Here is a 13526-nt window from a genome sequence, read left to right as displayed (position 1 = left end):
CTTTTATATATAAAAATTACTATGATAATACCTATTCCACTAAAGAAAGTATAACATTAATTTTATTAGATGTCCTATTATTTCCCACTCATAGCTTTCAGGTAATCACGGCTGCTGATCCTGATCAATTCTAAACCAGACATCACCTCAGAATTATTTTGCACATACTCGGAAATTGTATGTAAGAAGTGCGCATAATCATTATCTGTTCCATCATAACTAGCAAGTTCTGCTTCACATGCTCGTTTTAAACTCTTCCAAACTAATAAAGCACGTTCTTCGTCACCCTGTGATTCTAATTCAATCCCTCGTTGAGCCTCGTCCCGATAGATCTTAGCTCTTCCCACCAAATACATTGCATTTATTTTTGCCATCTGATTTACGTCCTTTCTCTCTCATTAATGATTGCGTTTTCACAGAATCATACTCCATTTAGGTAAATTAATCAAACTTTATGATTTTAACCTTCAACGATAAGTTTTATATTATGCTTAAAAGAAGACTTCGAGTCTAATTCATTATCAACTCTTTTTACTTTTAATCATAATAAAGCAAAGTTCATTGTTTTAACTATTTAAAAATTAAATATCAGAATAAATACATACTAATTGCTTATAAGTATAGCAATTATTGCTTCTAAAGTAAATAAAAGTACCATTTATTTGTTCGAATAAATTTAAAAAAGGTTAAAAAAGTTAACTTTTATTTATTCTAGGTATCCTTTAAATTACCTCATATTTTCAGATAGAAAAAACCACCGTTTCAACTGAAACGATGGTCAGACTAATTATTATGCCACTGGCAGGAGTCGAACCTGTACTTGGATAACCCAAACAGCGACCTGAACGCTGCGCGTCTGCCAATTCCGCCACAGTGGCGTCGATTTAAATCAGTACCTAACTATAATACAATAATTTGCACTAAATTAAAAGAGGTTTTATTATTTTTGTAATTATTCTCCAAAGATATTTTAGTTGCGCTAATTTATACGTTTTTTCTTCCTATGCCGCTGACAGGAGTCAAACCTAATCCACAATTTTGTTTTTACTGCCTTTTATCAGCCGTTTAAACGTGTCTGCAATCGCTATTTTTGCTATACTAAAAGTGAAGTTTTGTCAGAAAGGGAGAAAAAAATGTCGCAAGTTACCGCACAAACGCTCAATTTCACGGACCATTCTCGAGAAGATCGACCATTAAAAACTACACTTTGGTACCCAGAAGAACTCAATTTGGATTATGCAGCAAATTACTCAGGTGAAAAACATCCACTAATTTTAATGTCTCATGGCTCAGGCAGTAACCGGATCAGCTTAGCTTGGTTAGCAATGCCATTGGCCGCACAAGGGTATATTGTGGCGTCACCTGACCACTATGGAAACACTTTTAGTGATCCTATCCCCGCACAATTCAAACGTTACTGGGAGCGACCACGAGATCTATCCTTCGTATTATCAGAACTAATTCGCCAATATGGCCCCTTAATAGATCAAGAACGAATCTACGCAATTGGTTTTTCATTAGGAGCATACTCGGTAATGGCACTTGCTGGATTAAACGTTGACCAAAATTTGATTCAAAAGCAAGAAGACGAAACTTTACCTGCAAATGTAGTGGTAAAGATGCCAGAATTTGGTAAGCTGACCAAGAAAGTGGTTGAAGCAAAGCCAGCCGAAGTCCCTACAGATTTGAAAGATGACCGTTTTAAAAAAGTCGTTGCCTTATCCCCTGCTTTAGGAACGGGTGTCAACTCAAGACAGCAAACTAAAAAAGTTGATATTCCAACTTTGATCATTGCTCCTGGTGGTGACAAGATCGCACCGATCGATCAAAATGGGCGTGTTTATCATAAGTTCTTACCAGATGCTATTTATCAAGAGCTACCCGCAAATGTCGGTCATTTTATCTTCTTACCAGCAAAAAAACAACCCGCTAAGGTCGATTCATTCTGGTATTCAGATGCACCTGGTGTTGACCGTAAGCAGATCCACCAGCAAACGATAGAAACAATCAAAAACTTTTTGTTAAGTTAATTATTGGAGGTAATATTTTGAAAAACTTAACTTCAGAAATACTCACAGTCATTAACAAACGTCCAGTCGACAGCTTTAAAGGTAATTATGGGCATATCGTAACAGTCGGCGGTACCAAACAATATGGTGGTGCAATTTTAATGTCGACCTCAGCTGCTGTCCACGCCGGTGCAGGATTAGTTACCTGTGCCACTGCACCAGAAAATCTAACGGCTTTGCACGCGGTTGTCCCAGAAGCAATGTTTGTCGACTTCACTGATGAAAGAACAGTCAATTCAGTCTTAGCCGGTGCCGATGCGATCGTGATCGGACCCGGATTGGGGACTGACCAGACTTCTCTATCGATCATCAGAAGTGTTTTTGCAAATGTCAAACCAGAGCAATATTTGATCATCGATGGTTCAGCGATCACTCTATTAGCACAAGAAAAAGAGCTGCAGGATAATTTGCCAGATACTCATATTATTTTCACACCCCATGAAATGGAATGGCAAAGACTTTCAGGTATTAAAATCGCGGATCAATCTGAAGAAAACAATCGACAAAAACAAGAGAAGCTTGGTGCAACCGTGGTATTAAAGAAACACCACACAGAGATCTATTCACCAAAACAAGAAACCACTCGCCTTCCTATCGGCGGTCCTTACATGTCAACAGGCGGGATGGGGGACACATTAACTGGTATCATTGCGGCTTTCATGGGACAGTTTGCTAGCGAAGATCCTAAAGCAGCTTTAGACGCAGCTTTATACACGCATAGTGCCATCGCTGACCAACTTGCCAAAAATGCTTATGTTGTCTTACCAACCGATATTATTGATCAGTTGCAGAGATTTATGAAAGAAAACAGTAAGTAAGGTTATATGAATTTAAAAATGTCGGCCTAGGCTACGATTTAGGTCGGCATTTTTTGTATTGGCTATTTTTTCTCAAAATAATAATCATCTAGTGTAAAGCTTGATATAGGCGTAATGTGTATTTTATATTTTTCTACAAGATCTGTAATACGACGTCCATCTATCAATGTGACAGACTTACTTCCAGTAACTGCTTTACGTAACAGATAATTATAACGCGCAACAATTATCTTCACGTATAATTAACTTCAAAAAACAAACGCTTGGGAACAGCGAGACCTAAGTGAAATGGCTGTGTATCAAAATGGTAGAGCGCATGAAGGTAGTCAATTTAATTACGGAAAGTTTGAACTTGTTAACTTAAACTCAATTTCTATTAATGGGGGATTGAAACATTCTGGAAAGTTTGTTCATGATACTGAAGAGACACTTAAAAAAAATGATTTGGTAATGGTATTGAGTGATGTAGGACATGGTGATTTATTAGGCCGAGTTGCTTTAATACCAGAGGATAATAAATTTGTTTTAAATCAGCGCGTTGCTTTGTTAAGGTCAAATAAAACTGTTGTTCCAGAGTTTCTTTTCTATTTTATTAATGCTCATCAAAAATATTTTAAATCTCAGGGAGCAGGTATGTCTCAATTAAATATTTCCAAAACTACTGTTGAGAATTTTACAAACTATGTTCCAATATATAAGGAACAGTTTAAAATTGGACAGATTATGGAAAAGTTAGATCACCTTATCACCCTTCATCAGCGTCAGCCTTTTTCACCAAATAATTAACTTAATCCTGAAAGTGACCTCATTACTAAATCAACGTCCTGATTTTCTAATTCCTGAATAATATGAAGATATGTTTTCTGCGTAGTTGTCATACTTGCATGCCCTAATCTTCTAGCAACACTCGCAATTGAAACCCCTGCAAAGAGTAATAACGATGCATGTGTATGGCGTAAACCATGAATAGTTATTACCGGAACGTTTGCCCTTTTACACGCTCTTTTTAGTACACCGTTAACAGTTGAATTGTAAACTTTAACATTTTGTGGTACAAAGATAGGTTCATCTTCTGGCATATCTTTAATTAATTGTGAGAATTGGATCACAGTTTGCCAATCTAGTTCCACTTTACGCGCAGAAGATTTATTTTTTGTCGGTAAGAAACCGCCCTGCCCTTTATAATCCCAAGTTTTATTGACCACAACTACCTGATGAGAAAAATCAAAATCTTGCGGAGTTAAGGCTAAAGCCTCAGAAAACCTCATTCCTGTTTTAGCAACTAGCAAAATGAACCAGTTCCAATTTATTTCTTGACCAAGTTTTAAATTTACCAAGACTGTATGAAGTTCATACTGATTTAAATACTTAGGCTTCTTATGCCGAGGTGTTTTTCCTTTAATAATTGCTTTCCTTGTTGGATCACGTTCAATCAGTCCTTCATCAACTGCGTCCAAAATAGCGCCCTTTAATTGATGGTGAAAATCCATCGTTGTTTGTCGTTCATGTTTCTCAGCATATTTATTTAATAATTTTTGGTAAACAATACGAGTCAAGTCACAAATTTTTAAATCAGGTACGATTTTTATTAACCATTGATGGGTCATTAAATATTTGGCCATCGTAACTTTACGAATAGCCCCTTCCTTATACACAGTAATCCATCGTTCGTAATAAACATGAAAAAGCTCATTTTTTCCTGTCGGATCTGCCATGGTATTTTCCTCCTATTAAAGTGGCTGACGCTCGTGAAGGAGGACAAGTTGTTAACCTGATTTTATCAAGCACACAACGTTCAAACAATATTTATTAAAAGATTCTATATTAAAGAAGACCGAGATAATATATCTCAGCCTTCTTTCTAAATCAATCATATTTTTGTTTAATTTGCACCATCCACTTAGGAAGATCTTTAGTCAACTTTATATTATGCATTAACATATTTCCAGCAGACTTATCAGTTGCTTTGTTAAAATCAACTCGGCTAGTAATTTCATCGATATAAGGTACAACATCTGGTTCAGAAATAGAAAAGGCAGAAACAGAACGGTTTAATAATTCTGAATCGATTCCTCTTTCCTGTGCAAATTCATCAACTTGTTTTTCTTCTAAGCCCTTTTTCCATTCATCATAAGCATCATCAAAATTAATATCACCTGACAAATGCCCTGGAACAAGTTCTTCGTCAACAAACTCTCTTAATAATTGAGCTTGGTCATCTTGCCCCATATTACTCAATTCTCGGATTTGTTCCGAAACGATCCTCAATGTTTCATTGTCGACAGTTTGTATACCATTTTTCGTTTCAACTCTATCACCAATTAAATTCAAGATGTGAGCTGCGTCAATAACCTGAGTACCAGATAACTTGGTTCTTCCAGTAAGTTGTTTAATTTCAATTGGTGGGGCATCATCTGGACCAGCACCTGTAAAAAGGTTCTTATATGCACCAACATACTGTAACCACTCATGTTCTGTGATACCAAAAGCATCGTCATCCCACTTAAACTCATAATATTGCTCAACAGTATTAACTTTGTCAGCAGTAGCCTTGAAATTTTCTTGAAAATTTACTTTTCCCGTTTCGTCATCTTTTAATTTCTGCCAATCTGTCGGATCTGGTAAGGTTGGTTTCATTTGTTTTACAGCGAGTTCAAGCTTCTTAACTGCATTTTTATAAACATCAACGATTGCTTTATTACTTGTTCCTCCACTACCATATAGTTTCAAAGCAGTATCCACTGTGTTTTCCGTGATTTTAGGGTATTGAAAATTAATAATAGTCCCAAACTCTTTATCTGCGCCAAAAACACGGTTAGTCCTAGAATAAGCTTGGATCAATCCTTGAAGTTCCAATGAACGATCAACATACAAGGTGTTCAGTCTTTTTGAATCATATCCGGTCAATAACTGATCAGCTACAATAACTAAATCAATATTTTTCAGATTTCTGCCACTACCTCCGCGTTTTGCGCGTTCTGTTAAATCTTCAAAATAGCCATCTCCGCCCTGCTTTTGATTACCAGCTTCAAAATGTAATCCTGTAAATGCCTCGTAATCTGCAAACATTTCATTGATTACTTCAGGAGCAACATTATCCGGATCATTTTCGTTTCCAAAACTAAAAGTCATTGCGACGTTAATTTGCTTATCCCGACTTTCCAGTTGTTTTTTAAACTCGCGATAATATGCAATAACTCTGTTTTTATAAGCAACTGTTAAGATACCGTTGAACTGTTTTAACTGCGATTGATTTTCCCAATTATCTAAAATTTCTGTAACTACCCGTGGAATATGCGTCTCATCTTGATAGATCAAAACACCATCTTCAGCCGCTTGTTGTTCAACCTGTAAATCAGATAAAACCTGAACTGAACGTTCTAATTCGCGATCAGATAGGTCTGGATGTTCTAATTTCTGTTGCTCGATTATTTGTTCACGTAAATCTTCATAGCTTGTAAATTCACCAGTATTAATATAATCCACATGAAAGCCTAAAACATTGCCATCTTTAATAGCCTCTTCGATCGTATAACGATGTAATTCAGGACCAAAAAGCTTTGTTGTCGTATTAATAACTTCGCTTTTTTTATTAACTTTGCCCTTCACATCATTTTCTTCAAACAATGGCGTGCCTGTGAACCCGTAGAATAAACCGTATTTTCTGAAATAATACTTGATGTCACCCATCATTTGGCCCATAGTTGTTCGATGAGCTTCGTCAATAATAAAAACCATCTTTTTTTCAGCCAAACTCTGATCATGATTTTCATTAAGCTCTTTCACTAATGAATTTAATTTAAAAGTCGTCGTAACAATAATTCCAGTCCTTAACGACCGTAACTGTTTTTTTAGTTGATATGTCGAATTAGTATCATCAACGTCAACTGATTCATAAGCAGAATATGCCTTAAAGCTATCAGAAGTATTACTATCAAGTTCTCGCCGATCAACTAAGAAAACTACCTTATCAAAACCTCCACGAGTTGAGAGAAATAAAGCAGTTTTAAAACTAGTGATGGTTTTACCTGAGCCAGTAGTATGCCAGATAAAACCTCCGTGAGGTCCAACACCTTTATCATCTCGTCCGAATGCAGCTGCCTCGATTGCTTGTAAAGCATAAACCTGATAAGGTCGCATTAACATATGCTTTTGATTTTCTTGATCATTAGCTTCATCGATCACCAAATAATCACCAACCATTTGGTGTGCCATTGGAATTTTTAATAATGTTTTAGTAATTGTTTTCCAATTATTAATTGGTTGATTATCTTCATCTGCCCAGTGAAAAACAAAGCTGGGATTAAAATCATCAACTGATTTCGGAGTCGCAAAATAACGTGTTTCAATTTCGGAAGTGATCACCATCATTTGAGAAAAAGCCATAAAATTATTGCTATATTCGCCATCTCGATAGTATCGTTTAAACTGACCAAAGGCTTCATCTAAATTTTTATCGGTTCGTTTTTGCTCAATGTTGATCAAAGGTAAACCATTGATCAACAAAACAATGTCAAAACGATTATTATTAGGTGTTTTAACTTCACGTGCAATTTGGTAAGAAGAATCGCCCCCACGTACTTCTGCCTTTTTAAAAATTGTCAGTGTAATTTGCCTTCGAGTAACATTTAAATTGTCGTCTCTATATATCCCATCAATCTTCCCAGTTGATTCTTCGATCGACAGAAGCTTAGCAGCTTCGTAGCTATTACTGATCTGACTAACTTTAGCCAACACTTGATCGAATTCTTCGTCCGTTAGCGGTACACCTTCCAACTGATCAGCATTGATACGGTTCAATTGCACTCGCCAATTTTTTATTAAATCAGCGACTGTAACTTCATGCGTATTACCATTTAATTCTTCCGTGGCATCCCACTTATATTCAGCTAAGGCCTCAACAAAGTTTTGTTGAAATGTCCTTTCAGAAGCATCTTTAGCAACTTCACTCACTTCATTGTCCCCCTTTTTTAAAACTTTCGAATATACTTACGCTAAATTTAAACGAACATCTCATTTAAGTATGCTTGTTTCAAATTTTTCAGCTTTTCTAACTGTTGCTGATGAAGGGTGATAAGGTGATCTATTCTTTGTAGAAGGTAACAAATTTTTCTTTGTTCCTCTATTTTAGGAAATAAAATTTTCACTTTTTCAATATCTAAATTGTGAATATGGACAATTGATTTTCCTTGTGCTTTTCTAGCCAATTCCTTTTGAGGGGCTCCATTTGACAACAAAATTGCTAAAAACTCAGGATCAATTTTTGAAGAAGAATATATTATATTTAAATCCCCACCTATTATAATTCCTGGTTTTTTTATAACAGAAGCGCGTGCAATATCTTCGGCAGTTTCGCCTGATCCTGGAACTATAACTTCATTTCCATTACTAAACACAGAATTACTTTTTTCTTTGACAAAGGTACTTACTCCAAAAATAGAAGTTTGATAATTAGTGTATAAACTTCCATACAATATAATCGGAGTACCTTTTTTTCTCAAATCATTTTTAGAATAGCCTTTCCCTTTTGCAAATGTTGCAAAGTCCTTTACCTTTCGCTGTTCCCAATCATCAGTAAATCCAGAAAATCTTCGTTTCGGCTTACGCTCTCCTTCCGCAGTAAACATTTCAGTTAAATAAGCAGATTTTAATTTTTTTAACTTATCATACTTACGTTGATGAAGGGTGATAAGGTGATCCAATTGAGAAAAAAATTCTCCAATTTTAACTTGTTCATTTTTATCAGTAGGAAATTTAAAAAGCATATTTTTAAAATTACCAGTAGTTATTTGATTAATAGTAGCTCCTAAATTTTTACTAATTTCTCTATTAAACATTTTTGTATCAAATAGTGCATTGACAAAATTAGGTGTATCGTACCTAACGCCTGTCATAAAGGCTCCTATAACAGTCTTTGCCATTTCCTTTTTAACTTCAGCATGTTTACCAATTAAATTACGTGAGCCATTACGGACAACAACGATAATATCGCCCTTTTGAACATTGTCCGAATTTACAACTTCAGATTTAACGTATACGTCATCAGCATTTATTATTGTATTATCTTTAACATTAGAAGATCGTAAAACGAAAGTTCCTGGTTTTGAAACCACATCTTTAGGTGTATAGGTTAATCCAGAAAAAAATGAAACGATATCTCCAAGCTTTCGCTGTTCCCAAGCGTCTGCATTTTCGAACTCCTTAAAACGTCTATAAGGCACATTTTTCCGCTTCTCGGTCATTATTTCACCACCAATTCACTTAAAAGACTTTCAAATTCACTTTCAACTTGCTCAGTTTCTTTTTCAAGATCAGATAAAGTAGTTGAATAACGAGCATTTAACGTTTCTAGAATTTGCAATTCATCTTTCAAAGGAGCCTCGACTAAATTAAGTATTTTAGTTTCAATACCACCGAACCACTTTTCATAAACCAGATTATCTATTTCTTCATTAGTCAAGTTTTCGATTCGGTCATAAACAGTACTTTGGAGCTCTTTTTCTTGATTTTTTATCCCCGTATTTAGCTTTGATTTTTGCTTCATTAAGGTCGAAACTTTGTGTAACAGTTGATATTCGTCTGACTCTTTTTCTGCCGCTTTAAGTTCAGCTTTGATTTTTTTATTGTCGAAAGAATCTTGTGGTTCATCATCTTTGTTTTTCTTTATAGAATCATATAGAATACTATTTTCGTCACTATCTTCAACTTTAGCTGCCTCAACTAACTCGCTAAGTTCACTTTCTGTTGTAGTTAACTGCTCTTTACTATCAGCGATTTTTTGAACCAGTTCAGAATATAAATTCTTAGCGATCAAATCATTTGGCACGATCGCACCAATCCAACCGTCTTGCTCTTCATGTTTCTTTTGCCCTGTACCTTTGGTGACCATATTGGGCTCACGTGTGCGTCCAGCAGTATAAAAGCCCATCCCCACAATTAGTTCTGTATCATTGAACAAGGTATTTTTCCAAATTTCGGCAATAATTTGATAACCAGCATAAGCATCTAGGTAATCAAACTTTGACAATATTTGTTTTATCTCTGTCAACATTTCGTCACGTAAGTCTTCTAGCTCTGTTTCACTGTCGACACTAATTAGTTTACCCCAATATTTCTGTAGATATTCGGTAACTTTACCCTCAACTTCAGCAGACTTGTTTTTAACTCTCTCATCAGCTAAAACTTCTTTTGTCAAATCATCTACTGACTCATTCAATTCAACATAGCCTTCACGTAATGGAGTTAGAGCATTATCTAATACATCTTTAACGATCGAGTTCAAAACTTTCAAGTCAGCAATATTTTTCATTGGTATCCCACCTAACAGGTGCCCATCAACATCTTGAGGAATTTCACTATCAATAGCTTCTACATAACGCGGGATATTTAAGTTATATTCATTTTCAATGATTTCTTTTCGATTTGCTAAATGACTGTAACCAGTTACTTCTGTTTTATCAACATAAGTATCAACGATTTGTGCGATATCTTTTTCTCGTAAAACATTTTGTTTACCAATCTTTACAAAATGTTCCGATGAGTCAAGCAACAATACTGGATCAGACAATTCTCGATTTTTCTTTAAAATCATAACACAAACTGGGATGCCGGTATTTGTAAACATGTTACTAGGCAAGCCAATAACCGCGTCAATATAGTTTTTCTCTAACAAACGCTTACGGATCTGTCCTTCTGTACCACCACGGAATAAGACACCATGAGGTAAGACGATCGCCATTGTCCCTTTTTGTCCTAAATGGTATAAGCCATGCATCAAATAAGCAAAGTCACCTTTAGAATCTGGAGGTAAAATCCCAAAATCAGCAAAACGCGGATCACTAACTTTAAGCGGCTTATCTTCATGCTTATTCCACTTAGAATCAGAGTAAGGTGGATTCATTACGACTGCATCGAATTGTACGCCTTCTTCTGGCCTTTCTGGATCTTCAGGCCAATCCTCAGCTAATGTATTTCCATTTTTAATATCCATATTTTCTGGTCGAACACCATGCAACAGAAGATTCATCCGCGTTAAATTATATGTTTCCGTAATGAATTCTTGGCCATAATAATGCAAGTCACGTTGCGCATTCTTATTTAAATGCTTACCCACTGTTAATAGTAATGAACCCGAACCAACTGTGGGATCATAAACTGAGGAAATGTCTGACGATTTAACCACGATCTGTGCTAAAACTTCACTGACTTGACGAGGAGTATAAAATTCTCCTGCCTTTTTGCCAGCACTAGATGCGAATTGGCCGATCAAATACTCGTAAGCATCGCCCAAAACATCGCCATTTTGCAAATCAACCATATCCAGATCTGCAAAAAGCAAAATCAAGTCTTTGATGTTTTTACTACGTTTATTTAAATCATTTCCTAACGCTGAATCTGTCAAATCAATGATGGAAGTTGAAAAGAGACCCTTAAAATCGTCGGCATCGCCTTTGATCTCGATATTACGCTCAAAAGAGTTCAAGCTATCCATGACCTTTTGTAATTCAAAGTCACCGTTTCTGATATCTTTGACCCATGTTTGATATAAATGTTCTGGTAAAACATAATAACCTAAAACTTTTTGAATCATACCAGTCAAGGTATCTCCTAGTTGTTGATAGGCCTCTTCGTATTTCTGAACATTATTTGCGCTTTTGGAAACTCCTGCTGTCGATCGAAATGTTGCCAATGTCTGATCACTCAAAAATTTGTAAAACATCAGACCTAACATGTAATCTTTATAGCGACTAGCATCCATCGAACCACGTAGATCATTAGCACCGTCCCATAAACGACGTTTAATTTCTTCTGAAGTAGTAATCATTATGTATTTCCTCCATGTATCAAGCTATTATTTCTCATGTAAATAAAAATATACACCTATTTTTTATTTTAGCATTTTGATATCAGCTAAAATAGTGAATTTCGTTCAAAAAAGGCACCTTCTGGTATTTATCTTGCCAGAGATGCTTCTTAAATCAAGAACAACAATTGCTATTGCTCATTTAAATACTTAATCTGAATACAGATATGCTCATCTAGCATTAACCCCATATACATACGACACATAACAAGCGAAGTCACCGATCCTTTTACGCGCTTGCACAGAGTTAAACGTCAATTCTTCATACCAGCTACTTTCTAAGTCATGCCCATCCAAATAACGTTTGACTAAGTTTAGCGTATGAATGACGTTATCATGCTGACTTGTTCGTTGATCATCGATCTCAGCTCGTTGTTCATTTGACAATAACAACCATTTTCCACGCATTGCTGCGTATGTCACAGACGCCTGCAAAAAATCTGACCAATAATTTTCTACCTTGGGACCAGCAATTTCAATCAAACCAACTAATTCGTTATAAATTTGGTCTGCCTCTTCAAACTTTAAACCACTTTTCTTTTTCTCGAAGTCCTGATACGTATAAAGTTCCATTTGGCTCCTCCTTATAAATTTAATCCATAGCTAACTTCTAAAAACATTAAAGAATTCAAATTCATTGTATCAAAAAAGCAAGTCCCATTTAAAAGAGAACTCGCTTCATTTATATTTAATTAATGCGTAACACTCTTCTTAAAGAACCCGCTTTGTCTCCGAGTACCTTATCTGCTACTCTGGTTTTCAATGCTAACCAAGCATACACATAAGCACCGCCTAAGACGGCAAGGGCCAAAACAACGACTGACATTAAACGACTATACGAACTTAAGAAGAGCCCTAGTCCAAAGACAATTGCTAAGACAACGACAAACATGATTAAAGAAAAGACCATCATTTGGTTAAAACTCTTAAGTAGCCGCTCAAGGTCTAACCCAAATTCATAATAGGCATAACGGATCATCAAAACACCTGAGATCCCTGTTCCAATGCCCGTTGCTAAGACAGGACCATAACCATGCAGCCAAACTGTCATCGGGAACTGTAAGATCAGTTTGATGACTAAACCGATGACCGTATATTTGATTGCGATCTTATTTCTATATACCCCCTGTAGGACAGAAGACATCAACGAAAATAGCCCGAGTGCCAAAGCAGTATAAGCCGAAACACTCATGACGTAAATTCCCATATGTTCGTAGGAATAAAACAAAACATATAACGGACGTGCCACAGCAGCCATCCCCAGTGCGGCAGGCAACATGATAAAGAAGAACAACTCTAAGGTATCAGTGATCTGATCACGTGTACCTTTCTGGTCGCCTTTAGTTACTGACTCAGATAGCAAAGGGATCGCCGTAGTTGCCATCGCGATCGCTAGCGAAACAATGATCATCACTAATTTGTTAGCATTACCTGCAAATAACGCATACTGGGCGTTGATACTATCTAAGGTGAAATCAGTGACCTTTTGCATGATCGGTTGGAAAGTATACTGGTCAAACAAATTATATAGGGTCATCGAAATGCTGACGAAAATAAACGGGATCGACTGATAAATGATCTCCTTGATCAACTGTCCATCGGAAACCTCAAGTATGTTTGCACTATTCTCTGCTAAACTGTCATATTTTTTTCTTTGCTTCAGATAGTAAAAAGCTAACAACACGATCCCACCGATCGCACCAAAAAATGCCCCAAGCGTCGAATGAACTACACCTAACTCATAGTGCCCATTCATAATTTTCATGATCAGGTATG

The 13526-nt window shown here is 36.2% G+C and carries 9 protein-coding genes, 1 tRNA gene and 1 pseudogene; 3 read left to right on the top strand and 8 right to left on the bottom strand.

Annotation, left to right across the window (positions count from 1 at the left end):
* Positions 1-77: 77 nt before the first annotated feature.
* Both LACPOB_RS0109905 and LACPOB_RS0109900 read right to left on the bottom strand, forming a co-directional pair.
* Positions 78-374: a hypothetical protein gene (locus LACPOB_RS0109905; RefSeq protein ID WP_017868663.1), complete on the bottom strand. Its 297-nt coding sequence runs from the start codon at positions 372-374 to the stop codon at positions 78-80.
* Positions 375-793: 419 nt separating this feature from the next.
* A tRNA-Leu gene (locus tag LACPOB_RS0109900) sits at positions 794-878 on the bottom strand.
* A 255-nt stretch (positions 879-1133) separates the two neighbouring features.
* Here LACPOB_RS0109900 and LACPOB_RS0109895 point away from each other — a divergent pair.
* The 3 genes and pseudogenes from LACPOB_RS0109895 to LACPOB_RS12045 form a co-directional block, all read left to right on the top strand.
* A complete protein-coding gene (locus LACPOB_RS0109895; protein ID WP_017868662.1) occupies positions 1134-2030 on the top strand; it encodes an alpha/beta hydrolase family protein in 897 nt (298 codons plus the stop codon).
* 17 nt (positions 2031-2047) lie between these two features.
* Positions 2048-2887 (top strand): NAD(P)H-hydrate dehydratase, encoded by an 840-nt coding sequence (locus tag LACPOB_RS0109890; protein WP_017868661.1) that lies wholly within the window; start codon positions 2048-2050, stop codon positions 2885-2887.
* A gap of 276 nt (positions 2888-3163) precedes the next feature.
* Positions 3164-3673 (top strand): annotated as a pseudogene (locus LACPOB_RS12045) (restriction endonuclease subunit S); the annotation flags it as partial.
* Here LACPOB_RS12045 and LACPOB_RS0109880 read toward each other — a convergent pair.
* The 6 genes from LACPOB_RS0109880 to LACPOB_RS13145 all read right to left on the bottom strand — a co-directional run.
* The gene (locus LACPOB_RS0109880) at positions 3670-4602 is read right to left on the bottom strand and encodes a site-specific integrase (protein WP_017868659.1); all 933 of its coding nucleotides are present in this window, start codon (positions 4600-4602) and stop codon (positions 3670-3672) included. The pseudogene LACPOB_RS12045 and the gene LACPOB_RS0109880 sit on opposite strands and share 4 nt — an antisense overlap.
* Positions 4603-4753: 151 nt before the next feature.
* Positions 4754-7840, bottom strand: a complete 3087-nt coding sequence (locus LACPOB_RS0109875) for a type I restriction endonuclease subunit R (RefSeq protein WP_017868658.1) — start codon at positions 7838-7840, stop codon at positions 4754-4756.
* Between the two features lie 47 nt (positions 7841-7887).
* Positions 7888-9129 carry a restriction endonuclease subunit S gene (locus tag LACPOB_RS12775; RefSeq protein WP_017868657.1) on the bottom strand — a complete coding sequence of 414 codons (1242 nt, stop codon included), beginning with the start codon at positions 9127-9129 and terminating at the stop codon, positions 7888-7890.
* Positions 9129-11711, bottom strand: coding sequence for a type I restriction-modification system subunit M (locus LACPOB_RS0109865; protein WP_017868656.1), 2583 nt, complete (start codon positions 11709-11711; stop codon positions 9129-9131). The genes LACPOB_RS12775 and LACPOB_RS0109865 overlap by 1 nt, the downstream gene beginning before the upstream one ends.
* Before the next feature lie 210 nt (positions 11712-11921).
* Positions 11922-12323, bottom strand: coding sequence for a hypothetical protein (locus LACPOB_RS0109860; protein ID WP_017868655.1), 402 nt, complete (start codon positions 12321-12323; stop codon positions 11922-11924).
* Positions 12324-12438: 115 nt separating this feature from the next.
* Positions 12439-13526: lipid II flippase MurJ (locus tag LACPOB_RS13145; protein ID WP_040533109.1), on the bottom strand; the 1088-nt coding region annotated here is incomplete at its 5' end.

Origin of the sequence: Ligilactobacillus pobuzihii E100301 = KCTC 13174 (genome assembly GCF_000349725.1) — a bacterium.
Taxonomy (GTDB): Bacteria; Bacillota; Bacilli; order Lactobacillales; family Lactobacillaceae; genus Ligilactobacillus; species Ligilactobacillus pobuzihii.
Note: the sequence above shows the minus strand (reverse complement) of the source record. Positions and strands in the feature narration are given on the sequence as shown.

Coding starts and splice junctions, on each gene's coding strand:
- LACPOB_RS0109905 (WP_017868663.1), bottom strand. CDS start 374: ATGGCAAAAATAAATGCAATGTATTTGGTGGGAAGAGCTAAGATCTAT.
- LACPOB_RS0109895 (WP_017868662.1), top strand. CDS start 1,134: ATGTCGCAAGTTACCGCACAAACGCTCAATTTCACGGACCATTCTCGA.
- LACPOB_RS0109880 (WP_017868659.1), bottom strand. CDS start 4,602: ATGGCAGATCCGACAGGAAAAAATGAGCTTTTTCATGTTTATTACGAA.
- LACPOB_RS12775 (WP_017868657.1), bottom strand. CDS start 9,129: ATGACCGAGAAGCGGAAAAATGTGCCTTATAGACGTTTTAAGGAGTTC.
- LACPOB_RS0109865 (WP_017868656.1), bottom strand. CDS start 11,711: ATGATTACTACTTCAGAAGAAATTAAACGTCGTTTATGGGACGGTGCT.
- LACPOB_RS0109860 (WP_017868655.1), bottom strand. CDS start 12,323: ATGGAACTTTATACGTATCAGGACTTCGAGAAAAAGAAAAGTGGTTTA.